This window comes from Dactylosporangium sucinum, assembly GCF_014647515.1.
Classification (GTDB): Bacteria; Actinomycetota; Actinomycetes; order Mycobacteriales; family Micromonosporaceae; genus Dactylosporangium; species Dactylosporangium sucinum.
In genome coordinates this window covers 16,700-38,438 of sequence record NZ_BMPI01000017.1, presented here as the reverse complement: position 1 = coordinate 38,438, position 21,739 = coordinate 16,700, and the positions used below count along the sequence as shown (strand labels likewise).

General features: G+C 72.0%; 12 protein-coding genes. 5 read left to right on the top strand and 7 right to left on the bottom strand.

What is annotated here, in order from left to right:
- Positions 1-9: 9 nt before the first annotated feature.
- On the bottom strand, positions 10-1,011 hold the full coding sequence (locus tag IEZ31_RS18995; RefSeq protein WP_190251234.1) for a fatty acid desaturase family protein: 1,002 nt from the start codon (positions 1,009-1,011) through the stop codon (positions 10-12).
- 214 nt (positions 1,012-1,225) lie between these two features.
- On the opposite strand from IEZ31_RS18995, the gene IEZ31_RS18990 reads away from it, so the two are divergent.
- The gene (locus IEZ31_RS18990) at positions 1,226-2,179 is read left to right on the top strand and encodes a lactonase family protein (RefSeq protein ID WP_190251233.1); all 954 of its coding nucleotides are present in this window, start codon (positions 1,226-1,228) and stop codon (positions 2,177-2,179) included.
- A 184-nt stretch (positions 2,180-2,363) separates the two neighbouring features.
- Positions 2,364-2,636, top strand: a complete 273-nt coding sequence (locus IEZ31_RS18985; RefSeq protein ID WP_190251232.1) for a hypothetical protein — start codon at positions 2,364-2,366, stop codon at positions 2,634-2,636.
- 12 nt (positions 2,637-2,648) lie between these two features.
- On the opposite strand, the gene IEZ31_RS18980 is transcribed toward IEZ31_RS18985, so the two are convergent.
- Positions 2,649-3,596 (bottom strand): hypothetical protein, encoded by a 948-nt coding sequence (locus IEZ31_RS18980; RefSeq protein WP_190251231.1) that lies wholly within the window; start codon positions 3,594-3,596, stop codon positions 2,649-2,651.
- Positions 3,597-3,996: 400 nt separating this feature from the next.
- Between IEZ31_RS18980 and IEZ31_RS18975 the strand changes: the two genes are divergently transcribed.
- Positions 3,997-5,121, top strand: a complete 1,125-nt coding sequence (locus IEZ31_RS18975; protein WP_229835480.1) for a DMT family transporter — start codon at positions 3,997-3,999, stop codon at positions 5,119-5,121.
- A 247-nt stretch (positions 5,122-5,368) separates the two neighbouring features.
- On the opposite strand, the gene IEZ31_RS18970 is transcribed toward IEZ31_RS18975, so the two are convergent.
- A complete protein-coding gene (locus IEZ31_RS18970) occupies positions 5,369-11,029 on the bottom strand; it encodes a ThuA domain-containing protein (protein WP_229835477.1) in 5,661 nt (1,886 codons plus the stop codon).
- A gap of 451 nt (positions 11,030-11,480) precedes the next feature.
- Positions 11,481-12,698, bottom strand: a complete 1,218-nt coding sequence (locus tag IEZ31_RS18965; RefSeq protein ID WP_190251229.1) for a ricin-type beta-trefoil lectin domain protein — start codon at positions 12,696-12,698, stop codon at positions 11,481-11,483.
- 250 nt (positions 12,699-12,948) lie between these two features.
- On the opposite strand from IEZ31_RS18965, the gene IEZ31_RS18960 reads away from it, so the two are divergent.
- Complete coding sequence (locus tag IEZ31_RS18960; protein WP_190251228.1) at positions 12,949-16,821, top strand: wHTH domain-containing protein; 3,873 nt, start codon at positions 12,949-12,951, stop codon at positions 16,819-16,821.
- A gap of 470 nt (positions 16,822-17,291) precedes the next feature.
- Here the strand turns inward: IEZ31_RS18960 and IEZ31_RS18955 are convergent, their stop codons facing one another.
- Complete coding sequence (locus tag IEZ31_RS18955) at positions 17,292-18,233, bottom strand: TIGR03557 family F420-dependent LLM class oxidoreductase (protein WP_190251227.1); 942 nt, start codon at positions 18,231-18,233, stop codon at positions 17,292-17,294.
- Between the two features lie 95 nt (positions 18,234-18,328).
- Here IEZ31_RS18955 and IEZ31_RS18950 point away from each other — a divergent pair, with 95 nt between their 5' ends.
- Entirely contained in the window at positions 18,329-19,543 is a 1,215-nt protein-coding gene (locus IEZ31_RS18950; RefSeq protein WP_190251226.1) for an MFS transporter, read from the top strand.
- Here IEZ31_RS18950 and IEZ31_RS18945 read toward each other — a convergent pair.
- Positions 19,513-19,899 (bottom strand): hypothetical protein, encoded by a 387-nt coding sequence (locus IEZ31_RS18945; RefSeq protein WP_190251225.1) that lies wholly within the window; start codon positions 19,897-19,899, stop codon positions 19,513-19,515. The two genes, IEZ31_RS18950 and IEZ31_RS18945, sit on opposite strands and share 31 nt — an antisense overlap.
- A 2-nt stretch (positions 19,900-19,901) precedes the next feature.
- Positions 19,902-21,719 (bottom strand): sigma-70 family RNA polymerase sigma factor, encoded by a 1,818-nt coding sequence (locus IEZ31_RS18940; RefSeq protein ID WP_190251224.1) that lies wholly within the window; start codon positions 21,717-21,719, stop codon positions 19,902-19,904.
- Positions 21,720-21,739: the final 20 nt, after the last annotated feature.

Sequence of the window (21,739 nt, the reverse complement as noted above, 5' to 3'; positions counted from 1 at the left end):
GTCCCGAACCTACCCGCGCAGCGGCGCTCCGGCGGCATGCAGGTGGCGCAGGGCCTGGGCGTAGGAGTCGACGAACGTGGCCGACTCGTAGTGAACGCCGATCTCCCGGCAGTGTGCCTCGACGATCGGCTGGGCCTTGCGCAGGTTCGGCGTCGGCATGTTCGGGAACAGGTGGTGCTCGATCTGGTAGTTGAGCCCGCCGAGCACCACGTCGACCCAGACCCCGCCGCGCACGTTGCGTGAGGTCAGGACCTGCTTGCGGAGGAAGTCGAGCTCGTCCTCGGCGGTCAGCATCGGCATGCCCTTGTGGTTGGGCGCGAACGTGCAGCCGAGGTACAGGCCGAACAGCGCCTGGTGGACCAGGATGAACGCGATCGCCATGCCGGGCGGCAGCAGCAGGAACGCCGCGGCCAGATACAGGGCGATGTGCCCGTACAGCAGGATCCCCTCGAGCCAACGGCGCTTGACGCCGGGGATCGCGCGGGCGCTCGACACGTGGAGGTTGAAGCCCTCCAGCAGCAGCAGCGGGAAGAACAGCTGCGCCTGGTGCCCGCCGATCAGCCGGGCCAGACCCTTGGCGTTCTCGGCCTGCCGGGTCGACCACACGAGGATGTCCGGCGCGACGTCGGGGTCGTGGTCCTCGTGGTTCGGGTTGGCGTGGTGGCGGGTGTGCTTGTTCATCCACCAGCCGTAGCTCATGCCGATGCCGAGGTTGCCGACCAGCATGCCCAGCGCCTCGGACCAGCGGCGGCCCTTGAACACCTGCTTGTGGGCGAGGTCGTGGGCGACGAGGGCGACCTGGGCGTAGGCGACCGCGAGCACGGCGGCGATCGCGAGGACCCACCAGCTGGCGCCGACCGTTGCGAATGCCACCCAGCCGCCGACGTAGAGGGCGGCGACCAGGGTGAGCCGGACCGCGTAGTACCCAGGGCGCCGGTCGAGCAGGCCGGCGGCTTTGATGCGCTGGGACAACGTGGTGAAGTCGCTGGTTCGCTCGGCCGTGATTGTCATGCCGATCAGTGTCCCGGTCGAGCAACTCGAGATCGAACCGGGCAGCCCCGCCCTTTCTTGGTGGGGCTGGCCCCACCCTTACGGGCCGTAAGGGTCCGAAATCCATCTCGTCGGGGTCGCCGTGAACCACGCGTCGTCCAGGGAGCAGACGCTCGTCGGCCGCACCCGGGCGTCCGCGGTGCACGCCCATGGGCGGCCGCCTAGGCTTTGACGGGTGCCCGTGCTCATCGGCTCCTACGCAGACCACTACTCGACCTTCGACGACGACGGCAAGCCGCTGGGCGCGCCCGTCCACGCCACCGCGCCGAGCTACGTCGTCGTCGGCCCCGCCGGCGTGCGGTACGCGGTGGGCGAGCTCGACGAGGGCAGCGTCTCGGCCTTCACGCCCGACGGCGAGCTGCTCAACACCCTGCCGACGGGCGGCGCCAGCCCGTGCCACCTGGCCCTGACCGACGGCTTCCTGCTGGCCGCGAACTACGGCGGCGGCAGCGTCGCGGTGTTCGCCCTGCGCCCGGACGGTTCGCTGGACCGCCGGACGGACCTGGCCCAGCACGTCGGGGGCAGCGTGCACCCGTCGCGGCAGGAGGCCGCCCACGCGCATCAGGTGACGGTCCGTGACCATATGGTGCACGTGGTGGACCTGGGGATGGACTCACTGGTCCACTACCGCCTGACTCCCGCCGGCGAGCTGGAGCACGTCCGCACGACGACCGTCCAGCCGCTCGGCTCGGGCCCGCGCCACCTGGTGTTCCACCCGTCGGGCCGGGTGTTCGTGGCCAACGAGCTGACGTCGACGGTGGCCACGTACACGTCGGGATTCGAGCTGCTCGACGTGCGGCCATCGGTGCTGGTCGAGCCGATGGGCGACAACCTGCCGAGCGAGCTGGCGCTGTCGCGGGACGGCCGCCACCTGTACGTCGCGAATCGCGGCAACGACACCATCACCACGTTCGCGGTGGAGGAGTCGGGCCTGCTGCCGGTGGACGAGGTCTCGACGGGCGGCACGTGGCCGCGGCACTTCGCCGTGCTGGACGGCATGCTGTGCGTGGCCAACCAGCACTCCGACACGGTGACGACGCTGGACCTGGACCCGGACTCGGGGGTGCCGCACCCGGCCCGCCCCTTCATCGAGCACCCATCGCCGAGCGTCGTCGTCCCCCTCCGATAGCACCGTCGCCGAGCTCCCATGATCAGGGGAGACTTTGGCTGCCAGGACAGCCGTTCGGTTCCCTTGATCATGGGCTCGGCCTCGGATTTCGGGGGCGGCGCGAGCTACGACCCCCGGGGGAGGTCGCGGGGGAGCTCGGGGCGAACGCTTGTCGAACGAGCGTTCAGTGGCGCAGCATAACTGCATGGGTGAGCTGGTGGCGCTGCCCAAGTCGGGCGACGTGTTCGAAGACGTGCGTGGGCACGATCGGACCATGCGGGTGACCTGTCATCCGCAGCACGGGACCGTTGTCGTGTCGCTGTGGGTGGACAAGATCTGCCGGGCCTCGTTTCAGCTTCCCGAGGCCGATCTTCCGCGGCTGCGGTCCGCGCTGGACGGGATGGCCGTCGCGGAAGCCGAGGCCGAGGCCATCACCGAAGGCATACCGCTGCCGCTACCAGAGCAGGAAGCCAGCTGAGGCCGCCAGGCCTTAGGCCTCGGTCAGGGCCGGGTTCTCGGTGCGGGCCGGGGCGGCCGGGCTCTCCGAGCGGGCGTTGGCCGGCTTCGAGCGCTGGCGGGGGACGCGCGGTGCGCGCGTCCGTGCGGTCAGCGACGCCGCCGTGATGCCGGCCTCGCGCGCCGCGTCGAGCGTGTCGCGCAGCTCGGCCGCCTCCTCCGCCACCTCGGCGGCCTCCTCGGCCAGCGCCTGGGCCGCGACCACGGCCACGTCGGCCGCCTTCACCGCGTTGCGCTCGGCCGCCGCGGCGGCCTCGTAGAGGCGGCGGGCCCGGCTCTCGGCCGAGCGGCGCAGCTCGACCTCGCGGGCCTGCAGCTCCACCAGCGGGTCGGCGCCGCTCACGCCCTTGAACACCTGCTCCAGCGCGTCGACCGTGATGTCGCCGCGCTTGAAGGCGTCGAGGGCGGCTCGGGACAGCTCGCGCTTGCCGTCCTCGTCCACGTCGGCCGCGGCCTCGACGGAGGCCGCGTGCGTGCTCGCGGCGCTGAGGGCGTCCTGGTAGGCCTTCTGGGCCACGTCGAACGCCGCCCAGGCCACCTCGCGGGCCTGCTGGGCCGCGTCGCGGCGGGCCTGCGCCTCGACGACGGTGATCTGCGCGCGCTTGGCGGCGGCGGCCGTCGCGGCGGCCTGGCGGATCAGCTCGCCGGCCTCGGTGCGCAGCCGGGCTCGCTCGGCCGGGCTCAGGCTCGCCTCGGCCTCCTCCGCCTGCGCGCGGCGGTCGGCGCGGTCGAGGCGGTGCAGATTCCACCGGGAGAGCACGCCGGCGAGCAGGATGAACAGGAGAATGAAGAGCATCAGGCCGACCCACAGCACCACCGCGCCCTTGACCGGGTCGAGCCCGAGGATGCCCCGGCCTCCGTCGAGGGTCCACGGGAGATCCACTGACGACGAACCCAGGGTGGCGGGTGCAGAGAGAGCCACGGCGCGACACCTCCGGCTGTGCTGTGGAGCTACAGCGTAGTGGCCACCGGCCACCCCCGGCATCCCATAGAAGAGTGACAATCCCATGAAAGCTTGGGCACCCAGCGCGATCGGCGGCCAAGAAACCGCAGGTCAGCGACGTGCGCCCGAAACGTTGCCGCACTGCGATGTCGGAGACTTGTCACCACATCGTGATCAGCACCTCGATATTCGGATGTACCTCCGCCGAGCGATCGCTATCGTGCGCGCCATGTGCCTTCGTGTCGTGCTGTCGCCACCCGTTCGCTAGCGGGCAGGCGACGCCCTCGAACCTGACACCCTGACGATCCCGTCGGGGCGGTGACGGCTGCCCGCGTTCCTCGCGTCCTTCGACACGACCGATCTCGGGAGATCCGTTCACATGGCACAGACTCGTGCCCTGCCGGTCAGGTGGGGCCTCTTCTTCATCGCGTTCGCGGCGGCGTCATGGGGCGTCGGCGGGTTCGTCGCCGCGATCCTCTACCGGCACAGCGGGCTCGGCCCGATCGCCGTGACCTGCTGGCGGTACCTCGGCGGCCTCGCCCTGCTGGCCGCGCTCCGGCCGCTGCTCAAAAAGGGAAAATTCCACGCAAAGCCCCGATGGCTGATCGTCAACGGGCTCGGCATGGCGCTGTATCAGACCGCCTACTACGTCGCCATCGACCTCGCCGGCGTCGCGATCGTCACCGTCGTCACGCTCGGCTCGGGCCCGGTGCTGATCGCGATCGGCGCCCGGCTGTTCCTCGGCGAGCGGTTCGGCCTCATGACGCTGGGCGTCTCGCTGGTCGGCCTGGTCCTCCTGGTCACCCAGAGCGGCGCCGTCGGCCGGCACCCGCTGGCCGGCATCGCGGTCGCGCTGGTGTCGGCGGCCGGGTACGCGGCGGTGACGCTGCTCAACCGGGCGAGCGACGCCGACGCGTTCGACTCGGCGCTCGGCGGCTTCGCGGTCGGCGCGGTGGTGCTCCTGCCGCTGGCCGCCGCCGAGGGGCTGCTGCCGGCCCGGGACGGGCTGGCCGGCACGATCGGCCTGCTGGTGTTCCTCGGTGTCGTGCCGACCGCCCTGGCGTACGCGATGTTCTTCAGCGGCCTGACGGTCGTGAGGGCGACCACCGCGTCGGTGGTCGCCCTCGTCGAGCCGCTCGCCGCGGTCGCCCTCGGCGTGCTGGTGCTGCATGAGCCGCTGACCCCGTGGTCAGCGCTCGGTGCCCTCCTGCTCCTCTCCGCCGTGGTCGCCCTGACCAGGACGGAGAAGGATCACGGCGACGAGCGGCGGAGGCGGACCACCGCCGCCACCGCGAACGCCGCCGCCGCTGCCGCGGCCACGAGCCCCCACACCCACAACCGGGACGGTGCGGGCTGCGGGGCCGGAGCCGCGACGGCCGCGGGAGACGGCGGTGTCTGCGCGGTCCGCGCCTCCACCACCGACTCCGCACGGGCCGTGCTCGGCGACGGCGCGGTCACCACCACCGTCCAGGTGCCCGGCGTGAGCACCGGGCCGGAGGAGTAGAAGCCCCGCCCCTCCCCCGCCGGGTTGAGCTGGATCGGGCCGACGGTCCGCCCGCCCACACCGGTCGCGGTGAGGACGAGGCGAACGTCGTACTCGACCGGGCGGCCGTCCGCGCGCAGGGCGCGGACGGTCACCCCGGTGGCGCCGTCCCCGGCGACCTCGATCTTGAGGTCGCCGGGAACTTCACCGAACGCCGCGGACGGCGTCAGGAGGATCAGCAGCCCACAGAGGGCGGCCAACATGAACTTCACAGTTTGCCGTTCTTCTTCAGCCGGTTCGGGTCCTCGTCCAGCCGGCCGGTGCCCTTCAGCGACTTGCCGGCGTTGGCCTTGACCCCGGCGTTGTTCGGCGGCGTGCCGCCGAGCCGGATCGTCATGGCGTCGGCGTCACGGATCAGCGTGTCGCGGACCTCGGCCTCGGGCACGAGCTTCGCGGTCAGCAGGTCGCGGAACGCCGCCAGCTCCTTGAGGGCCTTCTTGTCGTTGCCGCTGGCCTCCGCCTTGCGGGCCTTCGACAACTGGTCCGAGAGCTGGGTGTACGCCTTGCTGGTCAGCCGGCTGGTCGCCTTGAACCGGTCCAGCAGGTTCTGCATGTCCCGGAACGAGGTGGTGACGAAGAACGTCACCGTGCTCGTCGTGGCGTTGCCGGCGTTGTCGGTGCCGACCACGACGAGCTGGTGCATGCCGAGGTCGAGCTCGTACATCGCCTGGAGCGTCCCGGTCTGGTACGCCCCGCCGTCGAGCGAGCCGGTCACCGACTTGATGCCGGAGACCGGGTCGATCGCCTGCCAGGTGACCCGGACGTCCTGGCTGTCGCCGTACAGCTGCCCGTCGGCCAGGCCGGCGACGATGACCGTCGGCGCGGTGCCGTCGATCTTCAGGATCGCCGACTTGAGCGTCTCCACGTTGCCGGCCGCGTCGGTCGACTTGTAGAGCAGCTCGTGCTGGCCGTTGCCGGTCACGTTCACCGGCGCGGTGTACGCGGTCCAGGGGCCGCCGTCGAGCGACCACTCCACCTTCGACACGCCGGAGCCGGCGTCCGTGGCCGCGAGGGTCACGGGCGTGGCGCCCTGGTGCCAGCCGGCGTCCGAGGCCGGGGCGAAGGAGGCGGTGGTGACCGGCGCCGTGGCGTCGATCTTCACCTCCTGGGTGCCCGGCATGGAGACGTTGCCGGCCTTGTCGGAGGCCCGGAACCGCACCTGGTGGGTGCCGTCACCGCTGACCGCGATCGGGGCGGTGTAGGCCGTCCAGGTGCTGTCGGCGTCGAGCTGGTACTCCACCTTGTCGACGCCCGAGCCACCCGCGTTGTCGGTGGCCGTGAGCGTGACCTCGACCGGGCCGGTGTAGAAGCCACCCGTCGCCGTGCCGCTCACCGCGGCCGTCACGGACGGCGCCACGTTGTCCACCACCGCCGTGGTCAGGCGGAAGTAGTCGAACGTCGCCGGCTTGGACGCCTGCTGCCCGGCCCCCAGGGTGTAGAGGCCGACCTTCGCGTTGGCCGCGACCGCCGCGTTCGTCAGCGTGGCGATCACCGTCCAGTTCGTGCCGTCGGCGGAGTAGCTGCCGGTGTAGGCGTTACCGACCTTGGCGATGCGGAAGTACCACACGCCCGAGGTCAGGTTGCTCACGCTCGGCTGCGGATCCTGCACCACGCCGCCGATCTCGCTGCGGAACTCGATCCGCCGCACCAGGGTCGAGCCGGGTGCGTTGTCGGCGATGTAGTCCACCTTCAGGTAGTTGTCGTCGTCCAGGTAGACGATCGGACCGGCCTGCTGGTACTGCTCGTTGAACAGCGAGCCGTCGACCTTGGTCTCGATGGTCCAGTCACCGGCCGGGGCCTTCTGCAGGATGAAGTTCGACGGCCCGGAGTTGCCCGTGCCGTAGATGTCCCCGCTGGGAACGTCGATCTGCAGACCGCCGTTCACGATGCGGTACTTCGTGGAGTCCTCCCGCACGATCGCGTTCCACCGGCAGTGGTCCAGCGTCGGGCCGGTGAACTCGTCGCTCGGCAGGATGCCGGCCGGCGGCTCGTCGGGCGAGAGCTGGAACCAGTCGAACGCCGCGTTGACGACGGGCGCCGTGGTGTTGCCGTTCAGCGCGAACAGCCCCACTCGCGGGTTGGCGATGCCGGCCAGCGCGGCCGAGCGCCCGACCGGGACGAACGTCGTGCCGTCGGCCGAGTAGGCCCCCGTCAGGTTCGTGCCGTCCGAGCTGAGCCGCACGTAGAACGTGTCGCCGGCCTGGGCCGCGATCGAGTCGGAGCCCTCGTTGCGCGGGGTGCCGGCCGTCTCGCGGATGAACTCCACCCGCCGCGTGGTCGAGTGCAGCAGGTCCAGCTTGGCGTAGTTGTCGTCGTCGCCGTACAGGATGATGCCCGCCTGCTGGTAGTTCGCCGTCGTCGGCAGGGTCACCTTCGCGGTGGCCTGCCAGGCGCCGGCCGGCGCGGGCTGGACGACGAGGTTCGTCGCCCCGTTGGTGGCGCCGTAGAGGTCACCGACCGCGGTCGGCAGCAGCAGCGAACCGCCGCTGACGGAGAACGTCTGGTTCTCCCGGATGACCGTCCACTTCGTACGGTCCAACGTGGACCCGAGGAAGTCGTCCGACCGTGCCCCGAAGCAGGACGTGTTCGGCGCCTCGACCCGCACGTTGACGGTGGCGTACCCCTTGGCGCCGCGCGCGTCGGTGACCGTCAGCGTCGCCGTGAAGTTGCCCGGCGCCGTGTAGGTGTGGGTGGCGTTGGCGGTCGCCGCCGTGCCCCCGTCACCGAAGTCCCACGCGTAGGTCAGCGGGTTGTCGCCCTCGGCGTCGGTCGCCGAGCCGGTGAACGACACCGCGAACGGCGCCGTGCCCGACGTCGCCGCCGCGGAGGCGGTGACCACCGGCGGCGCGTTGTCGGTCACGCCGCGGCCGATGAAGTCGACCCAGTTGATGTTGTATCCGGCGCCCGAGCCCGTCGCGATGAAGAACAGAGGCCCAGATGTGGTACTGCTGGTGATCGGCACGTCGAGGTTGACGTACTGCTGCCAGCCACCCGTGCCGGGGACCGCCACCGAGCCGACGACCGGCCCGTCGAGCGCGCCGGTGCGGATCTGGATCGTCCCGCCGCTGGCGTTGTTCGTCGCGGCCCGGATCCGCAGGCTGGTGATGCCGGTCAGGTTCGTCGGGTTGAACGAGAACCAGTCACCCTCCTCGACGAACCCGATGTTCTGGAAGCCGCCCTGCGAGTCGCCCGTGGTCTCCCGCTGCACGCCCGGGTCACCGCCGGACGTCGAGCCGGGCACCCGGCCGGTCGCCGAGAAGTACTCGGCCTGCTTGCGCTTCGGCTGGAGCTGGATCAGCGAGCGCCCCGTGAGCGGCGCGGCGCCACCGGCACCGCCGTTGTCCACGTAGGCCGCCTCGATGACCGCGAACACGTTCGCCTCGGCACCGTGGCCGCTGGCCAGCGACGTCTGGATCGAGCCGCTGCAGCCGGTCAGCTGGTTGAGCGGGTGGGCGTGCTCGTCGTGGCCCAGGAGGTACTGCACCTGGACGCGCGAGCAGTCGACCTGACCGTCCTCCGGGTCGGTGACCGTGACCGTGAAGTTGATCTGGTCGCCCCACTCGTAGAAGCCACCGCTCGGCGGCACCGTGATGGTGACCGTCGGCGCCGTGTTGCCCACGGTGACCAGCACGTTCGCCGTCCCGCTGCGGCCCTCCGTGTCCGTCACGGTGAGCTGCGCGGTGAAGTTGCCGTTCGTCGTGTAGGTGTGCGTCGGGTTGGGCGAGGTGGAGGTACCACCGTCACCGAACGTCCACGCGTAGGTGATGGCCTGCCCGTCCGGGTCGCGGGAGCCCTGGCTGGAGAACTGCACCGCCAGCGGGGCCGGGCCGCTGGTCGGCTGGGCGCTCGCCTGCGCGATCGGGGCGCGGTCGCCCGCGATGTAGTCGATGCGGTACACGCCGGAGTCGTCGTTGTTGCCGCCGAAGCCGGTGCCCCACTCGATGAGGTACAGCGCGCCGTCCGGGCCGAACTCCATGTCCATCGGCCGGATGGTGCTCATCCCCGCGAGCAGCTGGTTGATGTCCACAAGGGACTTGCCGTCCGGGCTGACCTGCATCGTGTACAGCTTGTTCTGGTTCCACTCACCGAAGATGGCCTTGCCGTCGTAGTACGCCGGCCACTTCGTCTCCGAGGTGGAGTTCGCGTCGTAGCGGTACACCGGACCACCCATCGGCGCCCCGCCGCCCCCGATCTCGGGGAAGCGCGGGTTGCCGTCGTAGTCGTAGTCCACCGTGGCCGGCTGGGCCGGCGGCAGGTTGGTCAGGCCGGTGTTGTTCGGCGAGTTGTTCACCGGCGCCGCGCAGTCGAACGCGGGGCCGGACGGGCCGGACGGGAAGGTGAAGTCCCGGTACGGCGCGTTGTTGCCGGTGCAGTACGGCCAGCCGTAGTTGCCGGGCTGGACGATGTTCCACTCCACCGTGTTGCCGGGGCCGCGGTTCGGGTCGGCCGTGCTCGCGTCGGGGCCGTAGTCGCCGACGTAGAGCGTGTTGGTCAGCGGGTCGACGCCGATGCGGAACGGGTTGCGGAAGCCCATCGCGAAGATCTCGGGGCGGGTCTTCGCGGTACCGACGGGGAACAGGTTCCCGTTCGGGATCGTGTAGGTCCCGTTGTCCTGCGGCGTGATCCGCAGCACCTTGCCGCGCAGGTCGTTGGTGTTGGCCGAGCTGCGCTGGGCGTCGTAGTCCTGGCGACCCGACCGCTCGTCGATCGGCGAGTACCCGTTGGACTCGAACGGGTTGGTGTTGTCGCCCGTCGCGAGGTACAGGTTGCCGTTGCTGTCGAACGTCATCGTGCCGCCGGCGTGGCAGCACGTGTTGCGCTGCGTGTCGACCTGCAGGAGCTGCTTCTCGCTGGCCAGGTCGAGGGTGTCCCCGACGGCCGTGAAGCGGCTCAGCACGTTGCGCGGGCCGCCGCCGTTGGGTGCGTAGTAGAGGTACACCCAGTGGTTCTGCGCGAAGCCCGGGTCGAGCGTGATGCCCAGCAGGCCGTCCTCGTTGCCGGTGAACACCGGGACCGTGGCCGCCGTGACGGTCGTGTGCGTGTCGGGCTTGACGATCTGCACGCGCCCGTCGCGCTCGATGTAGAACACCCGCCCGTCCGGAGCGATGTCCAGCTCCATCGGGTTGTTGGTGTTGCTGTCCAGCGTCACCTTCTCGAAGCTGCTGGTCAGCGTGGCGCTGCAGTCGGACTTGACGACGCCGGCCGCGGACTGGATGCCGCCGAGGAGGTGGCTCAGGAACTGCGGGTCGGTGTAGGACGCCTGGGTGTGCCCGGCGCCCGTGTACCAGGACCGGCCGCCGTCGTAGTCACGGCACCAGGAGAAGGGGTGGTCGGCGCCCATCGCGCCGGTGCCCGGTGTGTAGCTGGTCTCGTCGAGACTGGCCAGCACGTGGACCTTCCCGCGCGGGTTGGCGCGGAAGTTGTACCACTCGTCGAACCGGCTCCACTTCTGCGGAAGGTCCTTCGTCGACGGGTGGGCCGGGTCCTCGACCTTGATGGTGGCCTGCTGCTGCTCGGGGTGGCTGGTGAAGTACGCGCCCACGAGCTCGCCGTACCACGCCCAGTCGTACTCGGTGTCCGACGCCGCGTGGACGCCCGCGTAGCCGCCACCCGCGCGGATGTACCGCTCGAAGGCCGCCTGCTGGTCGGCGTTGAGCACGTCGCCGGTCGTCGAGAGGAAGATGACGACCTCATACTTGGCGAGGTTCGCGTCGGTGAAGACCGCCGCGTCCTCGGTGGTGTCGACGGTGAAGTTGTTGGCCGCGCCGAGTTGCTGGATGGCGGTGATACCGGCCGGGATGGAATCGTGGCGGAACCCGGCGGTCTTGGAGAAGACCAGGGCGTCGAACGGATCGGCCGCGACCTGCACCTGCGGAATGCCGGGCGCGGCGGGGGCTTGGGCTGGCGCTGCCTGAGCTGAGGCGGGCAGCGCGACCGCCGCTCCCGCTGCGAGCAGGAGGACGGCACTGCTGAGCAAGGCGCGGGACGCGCGCCTTCGGACCTTGAACACGGAGCTCCTTGTGCGGGGTGAAGACACGAGGTCGCTTCGCGCAGACGGTCGCCGATACCGCTGAGCATTTTCAGTTGTGTCTCGTGGTGCCCGGCTTGGACCCTCCCGCCGAGGAGCGTCCGAGCCGCAGGGTGGTTCGTTGTGTTGCCTAACAAACTAACGCCCCAGCTTCGCCCACGGAAGGCCCTACCGTGTCCGACTGCCCGGTTCTTCGCTCAGGTGGAAGATATGTCCCAGTTAGGGGAAACGTCGCGCTCGCGGCGCACGATCATGGATCACGCGGGCGTCGTTGTCGCGGCGCCGGCCGGGCTCAGAAGGCGATCAGGTTCCAGCGTTGGTTGGGGGCGCCCGAGCAGTCCCAGATGATCAGGCGGGTGCCGGCGCCGGTGCCGCCGTTCTCGGCGTCCAGGCAGCGGCCCGAGTTGGGGTTCAGCCAGGTCTTGTCGGCACGGATGACCCACTTCTGGGCCGGGGTGCCGTTGCAGCCGTACACCTGGACGAGCGTGCGGTTGGCCGTGCCCGCGTTCTGGACGTCCAGGCAGAGGCCGTCGGCGCGGACCGTGCCGTCCGGCCGGACCTCCCAGTGCTGGTTGCTGCGGCCGTCGCAGGTGTCCAGCACCACGCGGCGGTTGTCGCCGGACCGGTACTCGACGCATTTGTTCGAGCCCACGCCGACCAGCCGGCCCGTCGTCGAGGGCGGCGGGGGCGGCGGCGAGGTCGTCGTGCTCACGCGCGGGGACGGGGAGGGGGAGGCGCCGGTCGAGGCGGACGGCAGCGGCGAGGCCGCGCCGCCCGGCGAGCGGGTGGCCGACGGGCTGGCCGCCGGGGAACCGGTCGTCGTCTCGGTCGCCGACGACGTCGGGGACTCGGACGGGTCGCCGGCCGGGCCGCCCGGGAGGGCGCCCACGCCGGGGACCTTCTGCGGGAGACGGTCACTCGGCGGGTCGCTCGGGCCGTCGTCGCGGACCAGCTGGAAGACCACGGCGCCGGTGACGAGCAGGATCAGGACCGCCACCGCCACGGCACCCACCGGAATGCGGCGCCAACGGGCCAGCTTGCGGCGGCTGCCCCGGTAGTCGGGGCCGTCCTCCTCGTGCGGCTCGTCGGTGACGATGGCGAAGGCCGGCGGGACGTAGTCGGCGACCGTCGGGGAGTCGTCCGCCGACACGAACGGCGGCGCGGGCACCGGGACGGGCTCCGCCGGTGGAGCCGGCTCGAGCAGGACCGGCGACGCCGACACGGGAGCGGCCGACACCGGCGCGACGGCGGTCTGCTCCTCCACGCCCGGCAGGCTGACCACGAACTCGAGGTGCTGCGGCTGGTCGATCTCGACGGCGGACGCCGCGCGGACCTCACCCGCGAACGTCCCGACCGTCGCCGGATCCGCGGCCGGCACCGACGCCGTCGCGATGGCGGTCGGGCCCTCGCGGCGCTGCTGGCGGGGAATCGCCGGGAAGGTCGGCTTCGCCGGGTTGAACGGCTCCGGCAGCACCGGGACCGACGCCGCACCGGAGGCGGTCGGCGGCACACGGTGACGGGCCCGCCGGGCGGACGAGGCTGCGTCCCGCTCCGGTTCCTGCTCGTCTCCAGAGACCGACATTTCCCGCCCTACCCCCTTGTTGGCCAGTACCGCCCGGAGCACCGTAGCTTGCGCAAGCAACAAACCTCTACCGTCCAAGCGTCCGATGCCCGTCAGATAAAGGGACGGCGGGAAACCAGTGGCACGAAACGGGCGCCACAAGGGCGTTGCGTTGCGATCGGCCGGTAAGTTTGCCCGCATGGTGCCAGAAGGCTGGGAAACGATCGCGGCGGAGCACTCGGTGTGGAGCCGCGTCCAGGATGCGGACGCGCCCCGTGCGCACACGGTCGCCCTCGCCCGGCGCCTCGCGGAGCACCGCCGAAAAGCCGTGCTCGCCGCGGACCCGTGGCAGGACCCGCAGTTCGCCGCGCGGATGTCCGCGCAGGTCGCGACCCTCGTCGACGCGCTGCCCGCGGACGTGACGTTCACGGGCGCGGAGGCGGAGCTGCTCGTGGCGGTACCGCTGCTGCATGACGCCCTCTGGGCGAGCATCGCCACCGCGGAGCGCGTCGTGGAGCCGGGTGACCTGGAGCCGTCGCAGGACGCGACCAGCGACCGGGCCGCGTTCGAGCGCTTCACCCAGACCTACGCCCAGCCTTACCGCCGGGCGCTCGCGGCCACCCGGGCCGGCAAGCGGGAGACCGCCGCCGAGCTGGGCTGGTGGCTGCTGCACCGGTGGATCGGGCGGCGCCCGGCCGCGTACCAGCCGGCGACCATCGAGGCGCTGACCGGCCGGGAGAGCGAGGCCCGCACGGCCGAGTTCATCCGGGCGGTGCGCGCCGACCCGGCCTTCCTCAACCGGCACGACCGGCCCGAGGCCCTCGTCAGCGACAACACCGGCGTGCGCGAGCGGCTGGTGGCGTTCCTGCTGACCATCGCCCGGGGCCTGGCCATCGAGGTCACGGTGCTGCCGGAGGTCGTCGGCGAGCACCTGGGCATCGGCGATCCCGTCACCGCCCGCCAGGTGCTCGACACCGTGCGCGCGAGCCACTGGGAGCCGCGCGGGGCGACGCTGGTGCTCAGCGCCGCCTGCGCCCACCCGTCCATCGAGGTCGCGCTGCGCGCCCACATCGACACGCTGAACCAGCTGCTGGCCGAGGCGCAGCGGGCCGCCGCCCGCGACGAGTCCCTGCAGCCGCTGCGCCACCTGCCCAACCGGGCGGCGACCGACGACGTCGGGCCGGCGATGCAGGACGGCGTGCCCGCGTACCAGTCGGCCGGGGTCCGCTTCCGGCTGGCCGAGGACCGGGTCCGGGAGCTGCTCATGGGTGAGCAGCTCTACGGCGACCCCGCCCTCGCCATCCGCGAGCTGTACCAGAACGCCCTCGACGCCTGCCGCTACCGGGAGGCGCGCACGGAGTACCTCACCCGCGCCCACGACCGCAAGCTGCCGTGGGACGGGCGGATCCGCTTCGAGCAGGGCGTGGACGTGGACGGCCGCGCCTACCTCGACTGCGTCGACAACGGCATCGGCATGGGCGTGCGCGAGCTCAGCGAGGTCTTCTCCCAGGCCGGCGTGCGCCTGGCCGACCTGCCGGAGTTCCTGGAGGAGCAGGCCGAGTGGGCCCGGCTCGACCCGCCGGTGCAGCTGTTCCCCAACAGCCGGTTCGGCATCGGCGTGCTGAGCTACTTCATGCTCGCCGACGAGCTGACCGTGGAGACCTGCCGGATGGGCCGCGACGGCCAGGCCGGCGAGCGGCTGCGGGTCTCGATCGCCGGCCCGGGCAGCCTGTTCCGCATCCAGGATCTCGGCCCCGGCACCGAGTCGGGCACGACCGTCCGGCTGCACCTGCGCGAGGGCGTGACCGTCTCCTCCGTCGAGGAGCTGCGCAAGCTGCTGTGGGTCGCCGAGTTCGCGACCGAGGCCACCGACGGCGTGCAGAGCCAGCACTGGGCGCCCGGCGAGCTGTCCGAGGCGGCCGTCTCGGAGGACGACGACGAGGATGACGAGGACCTCGTCGGCTCGGGCGTCGTGGCGGCCGAGGGCGCGCGGGTCTGGTGGTGCAAGGGCACCGGCGCGCTGCTCGCCGACGGCCTCTACGCCGGCAAGGAGATCTTCGGCGCGGTCGTCAACCTCAACCGCGACCTCGCGCCGCGCCTGTCCGTCGATCGGACCAAGATTCTCGCGTACCGCGAGGAGGACGTCGACCGCCTGCTGTGGGAGGCCGTGCCGGCGTTGACGGCGCCGGGGACGACCCTGCTCGGCTACGACTGGCTGTGCCGGCTCGCCCCGACCCGACCGCTGGTGGCGGACCTCATCTTCGAGCAGGCCATCGAGCGCGGCCACGGCAAGTGGGACATGGACGGCGAAACCGTCGACGCGGCCGTGACCGGCTGCTTCGTGGCCAACGACGGCCCGGTCGGCGGCCCCGACGAGCTGGTGGAGTGGCGCCTGACCGCGCTGGCCGCCGGCGGTCGCTACCGCAAGGTGCTCAAGCCCGGCGCGGACTGGAGGCGGGCGATGCGGGCCCGGCCGTCGGACGCGCTCCTGCTGAGCGTGGACGTCGACGGCACCGGCCCGTGGCTGGACCCGGTCGACATCGTGCCCCTGGTGCACCTGGTGCGGGCCGCCCGCAAGACCGGCCGGAGCGCGCCGGAGGTGGCCGTCCGGCTGGAGGCCCTGGGCTTCGAGCCGTCGGTGGGCGCCGCGACCGTGGGCGTCGACCCCGACGACCTCATCTTCACCAGCCGCGACGTGGACGGGACGCGGCCGTGGCTGCAGCCCGATCAGCCGGTACACCTTGTGCATCTGCTGCGGGCAGCACATCGGTCCGGCCGTCCCGTCGCCCAGATCGTCGAACGCCTCCGGCAACTGGGCTTCGACGTGGACGTGGACGTCGACGTGCTGCCGATCGAGCAGTTCGGGCCGAAGGACCTCACCATCGCCAGCCGCGACCTCGACGGCTCGCACCCGTGGCTGGACCCGCGGGAGCCGGTGACCCTGCTGCACCTGCTCCGGGCCGCCCACAAGGTGAACCTGCCGGCCGACGAGACGGCGGCGCGGCTTGCGCTGCTCGGGTATCCGCTGGAGCCCGGCTGGGAGACGCTGGTCACCGAGCCCGACGACCTGGTGCTCATCTCGCGCGACCTGGACAGCACCTCGCCGTGGCTGGAGCTCGCCGAGGAGGTGGCGCCGGTGCACGTCCTGCGCGCCGCCGAGCGCACCTCCCGGCCGGTGTCCGAGGTGGCGGCCCGGCTGCGGTCGTTCGGCTTCCGGCTGGGCGGCGACCTCGACGCCATCGAGGTGGTGAAGCTCGAGCCGGAGGACCTGCAGCTGGCCAGCCGAGACCTCGACGGCTCGCAGCCCTGGCTCGACTCGTCCCGTCCGGTACCGCTGATCCACCTGCTCCGCGCCGCCGAGTCGACCGGCCGCGAGGTCGGCGACGTGGCCGCCCGGCTGGCCGCGTGCGGGTATCGCGTCGACGTCGACCCGGACGCGATCCTCATCGACCACCTGGAGCCCGACGACCTCACCATCACCAGCGAGGACCTCGACGGCTCCGACCCGTGGCTCGACCCGATGAAGCCGATCCCGACCATCCGCGTCCTGCGCGCGGCCCAGCGCACCCGGCGCAGCGTGCACGACATCGCTGCGCGGCTGACCTTCCTCGGGTATGCGGTGAGCCTGCACGGCGCCGGCCCCTCCCTCGACCAGGTGGAGCCCGACGACCTGCTCATCACCAGCCGCGACCTGGACGGCTCACAGCCCTGGCTGGACCTGGACGAGCAGGTGCCGCTCCCCCACCTGCTGCAGGCGGCCCGGCGGGTCCGCCGCCCGGTGCACGAGATCGCGGCCCGGCTGGAGACGCTCGGCTACAACGTGGATGTGGACCTGACCTCGATCGCGGTCGACTCGGTGAAGCCGAACGACCTCCTGCTGGCCAGCACCGACCTCGACGGCTCCCGGCCGTGGCTGGACGCCTCGCAGCCGGTACCGCTGAACCACCTGCTGGCCGCGGCGCAGAAGACCCGCAAGCCGATCGAGGACGTGAGCGCCCGCCTGCGAGCACTGGGCTACTCCGTCCCGGACGTGGACACCCGCCTCCCCCGCCTCCGCCCCGGCGGCGTGTAGGCCCGGCTTCATGATCGATGGAGACTTCCGGCTGCCATGGCAACCAGAAGTCTCCATCGATCATGGACGACGCCCGGGGGGTCGGTGCCGCGATCACCCGCGGCACCGCGGAACGGGATGCCGACGGCTCCTCCTGGCACCCTCCAGGCGGCCACGCACTCCCGCCGCCGCCCGCCACACCCACGGCCTGCCACACCCACCCTCCCCCGCGCCGCCCGCCACGACGGCGCCCTGCCCGCGGCACGCACCCTCCCCGCGCCGATCTTGGGGTTGTGGTCCCGGATTTGTCGGATTTGTGGGCATAAAGTCGGGACCACAACTCCAAGATCGCGGCAAAGGGGGCGGCGCGGGAGACGCCAACGCGAGGGGGCGACGCGCGGGGCGGCGGCGGGCGCGGCAGAGGCGGCGGCGCGACGCCAGCGGGACGAGGACGGGCGGCGGGGCGAGGACGGGCGTGAGGGCAGTGGTGGTCAGGAGGCGCGTAGGGCTGGGAGGAGCTGCGACTCGGACCAGTCGAGGAAGTCGTGCTGGTTGCCGCCGCCGATCTGCAGCAACGCGATGTGCGTGAAGCCGGCGTCGATGAAGGCGCGGATCGCCGTCACGTGACGGTCCAGGTCCGGGCCGCACGGGATCGACGATGCCACGTCGTCCTCCGTGACGAACGACGACGCCGCGTCGAAGGCACGTGGGTCCGGCAGCTCGGCCATCACCGGCCACTGCAGGCCGAACCAGCGGAACTGGTCCAGGGCCCGCTTGCGGCACTCCGACTCGTCCGGACCGTAGCAGAGGGCCACCTGACCGTAGAACGGCTTGTCCGGAATGCGCAGCGACGGGTCCGGCTGCACCGCCACGACGCCGTCGGAGAGGGAGGCCGCCACCTCCAGGGAGTCGTGGCCCGAGACGGCCATGACCACGGGGACGCCCTCGTCGGGGCGGTCCCACAGGCGGGCCTCCGGTACCTCGTAATAGGTCCCGGAATGGCGCACCGTCTCGCCGTCGAGCAGCGGGTTGATGATCTCCAGCGCCTCGGCCAGCATCTCGTGCCGCTGGGTGCGGTGCGGCCAGGCGCCGGCGACGTGCTCGTTGAGGTTCTCCCCCGCGCCGACGCCCAGGGTGAACCGGCCCTGGGACATGACGCCGATCGTCGCCGCCTGCTGCGCGACGACCGCCGGGTGGTAGCGGCGGGTCGGGCAGGTGACCATGGTCATCAGCTCGAGGCTCTCGGTCGCGTAGGCCGCCGCGCCCAGCACCGACCAGGCGAACGGTGAGTGCCCCTGCTCGGTCAGCCAGGGGCTGAAGTGGTCGGAGACGGCCGCGAAGTCGTAGCCGGCCTCTTCCGCCCGCACCGCGTCGTCGACGAGCTCGTTGGGGCCGGACTGTTCACACATGAGTGTGTAGCCGAAGTTCACCATGCGGCTCGGATACCCGCTGCGGGGCCGGTTACGCCGATTTGGGATGCGTCGGAACATTCTTGGGAAAGGCGCAGCACATAGGGGAGAATCAATTGATGTCTCCCTATCGGCCGGTGGTTCGGCACCCCGTCTTCGGCCGTGTGCTGCCGGCGCTGGTGCTCTCGGCGGTCGGCGACGGGATGAGCGCCGTGGCGGTGGGCTGGCTCGCGCTGGAGCTGGCGCCACCGCCGGCCCGGGGGCTGTGGGTCGGGCTCGCGGTGGCCGCCTACGCGCTGCCCGGCGCGGTCGGCGCGGTCGTGCTGGCCCCGGCCCTGCGCGGGCGCAGCGGCGCGCACCTGGCCGGGCTCGACGCGACCCTGCGGGCGGTGTTCCTGGGCGCGATCGGGCTGCTGTCGGCCCTCGATGCGCTGACGATCGGGCGGTACATCGGGCTGCTCGCCCTGTCGGCGCTGCTCACCGCCTGGGGCACGGCGGGGCGGTACACCCTGGTGGCCCAACTGCTCCCTAAGGAACTCCACCTGGCGGCGAACGCGCTGCTCACAGCCATCGCCGAAGCGTCCACAGTGGCCGGTCCAGCGCTCGCCGGGCTGCTCATCGCGGTGCTCGGCGCGCCGGCGGTGCTGGCCGTCGACGCGGCAACGTTCGCGGTGCTGGCGCTGTCGTTCCGGCTGGTCCGGCCGATGCCGCGGGCCGGGCCGGGCGCCGGGCGCGCCGCGGGGCTGGCGGTGATCCGGCACGACCGGCAGCTGCTCGGCCTGACCGCGCTCTCGGCCGGGTTCTTCCTGCTCTTCGGGCCGATTCCGGTGGCGGTACCGCTGTTCGCCGGCTCCGCGGCCGAGGTCGGCCTGTTGTACTCGGCGTTCGGCGTCGGCGCGGTCATCGGTGCGGTCGCCGTCGGCCACCTGCGGCGGCTCCCGCTGTGGCCGGTGACCATCGGCGCGGTCCTGTGCTTCGGCCTGCTCGTGGTGCCGCTCGGCCTGGGCCTGCCGCTGTGGGTGGACCTGCTCACGCTGGCCCTGGCCGGCCTGGCCTGGGCGCCGTTCCCGGCGACGAGCACGACCCTCTTCCAGCGCGCGGTGCCGGCCGAGCGGATCTCGCCGGTGCTGGCCGCCCGCGGCGCGGTGCTGGTGCTGGCCACGCCGGTGGGCACGCTGCTCGGCGCGCCGCTGGTGCACACGGCCGGGCCGGCGGCGACGTTCGTGCTGTGCGGCGCGGGGACGGTGGCGGTCGGCTGCGTGGCGCTGGTCGTGCACCTGCGCGGCCGGGTCACCCCGGAGCTTCAGGCCACCTCGTCCAGCACGTTGCGGTAGGCGCACAGGCGGGCGGTGTACTCGCGCAGGACGCGGATCGCCTCGTCGAGGTCGTCGGTGAGCACGTCCGGCAGGTCGACGAGGAGCCGGCGGCCGTCGATCGTGCCGTAGCCGCTGATCTCGAACGCACCCTCGCGGACCCACAGGTCGACGCCCAGGTCGACGGTGGTGCGGTCGTAGCGCAGGACGACACCGACGAGCGCGAAGGGCGCCTCGCCGGGGCCGATGCGGCCGATGAGCTCCCAGTGGATCGGCCCGTGGGTGGCGGCGATCTGCTGGCCGTACCGCTGGAAGTCCTCACAGCTGGCGTTGAGCGCGGCCAGCAGCGTGGCGGCACCGGTCGAACGTGGGTCCATCGTCATCCTCCTGCTGCTCGGTATGCGGCACCGACCGAGGTCGGGGTCGTGCCGCTGCTGTAGAGGCCGGTGTCGCCGGACTTGCTGCTGGGCAGCGAGAACCAGGCATAGCGCTCGACGTAGGAGAGGCCCTGCAGCATGGCCGTCGAGTTCTTCACGAACGTCACCTGCTGGTCCGTCGTCGGATAGACCGTCCCGTTGTCGAAGCGCATCAGCGCGTACTCGGTGAGCCAGATCGGCAGCTTGTAGCGGTTGTAGACGTTCTGGATGTAGTTCTTGAGCTGGTTGGTGGCGGCGGTGGAGAAGTCGCCGCCGTACCAGTGCAGTGCGATGAAATCGACCTTGTAGCCGCGGGCCTGGATGCCGCTCATGAACTGGTCGAACCAGCCGCCGGGCGTGTCGGCGCCGTAGGCGGGGGCCGGGCTGCCCAGCCGCAGGCCGGTCGCCTGCAGCTGCGGCCACAGGTCGAGCGCCTGCTGCACCGACATGTTGGCCTGTTCCTTGAGGTCGGGCTCGTTGAAGCCGAGCAGCACCTTCCCGCCGGCCTTGGCCTTGTTCAGGTTGGCGGTGGTGACCGAGGCGCCGCCCCAGATCATCGGGACGTACTCGACGCCGGAGATCGCCGAGACGCTCGGGTCGGCCGACCAGTTGTAGTACCAGGACGCCTTGACGTCGCGCAGGGCCTGGCCGTTGCCCGAGAAGTTGTAGGTGCTCACGCCCTTCTTCGCCGTCTTCACCGCGGGCGGTGCGGCCACCACGCTCTTCGATGCCGGCGGCGAGGACGACGGCGGCGCGCTGGACGGCGGGGGTGCGGCCGAGGACGGCGGCTCCGCGGAGGGGGTCTCCGAAGCGGCGGCCGCGACCTGCTGCTCGGGCTGCTCCTCGCCCTGCGTCGTGAGGTAGACGGCGCCGGCCGCGCCGGCGATCGCGACCGTGGCGGCCACGCCGACCATGGCCGGCTTCAGCGCGGCGAACCAACCGGCGATCACCGCCTTGATCCCGCCGGCCTTCACCCCGGCCGCGCCGGCGCCCACCGACAGCGCGCCCGTCTTGGTCGCCATCGCGCTGAACACGAACGGCACCGGCACCAGCGCGACCCCGGCGAGCAGGCGCTCGGCGGCGACCATGTCGGTCCAGGCCTGGTCGCAGCGCTGGCACTCGCGGGTGTGCCGGGCCAGCCGCTTGCGCCACAGCACGCTCGGCCGGCCGTCCCAGCGGGTGACGATCGCGTGCAGCTCCGGGCAGCGCGGCCGCACGGCCAGCGCCCGCACCACCGCCCGGGCCGCGTCGAGCTGGGCCTTCATCCGCTGGATCCGCACCGCGGCGTGCTGCCGGGTGATGTGCAGCGCCTCGACGACCTCGTCGCGGTCGAGCTGGCCGGCCGCCTCCAGCCACCACAGCGACAGCAGCTCGCGGTCGTCGTGGTCGAGCCAGCGGGTCGCCTCGGCGACCTCCTGCCGCTGGCCGGACAGGCGCAGCCGGGTGATCGCCAGGTCGGCGAAGTCGGCGCCCGGGTCGGCGGTGTCGGTGGGGTCGGCCCAGTCGCCGACCAGCGGCGCCTGGACCTGGCGGCGGTGGCGGTCGCGCACCTGGGACATGGCGATCGCGACCGCCCAGGAGCGGAAGCTCTCCGGCTCGCGCAGCCGCGGCAGGCCGTCGACGATGCGCAGCATCGTCTCCTGGACCACGTCGTCGACGTCGGCGTGCCCCTGCAGCGCCCGCCCGACGATGTTGTAGATCAACGGCAGGTACTCACCGACCAGGGCATCGAGTGCCCGCTGGTCGCCGGCGCGCGCCGCGATCACCGTGGCCGTGCTCATCCGCGTCCTCCTGTCGAACC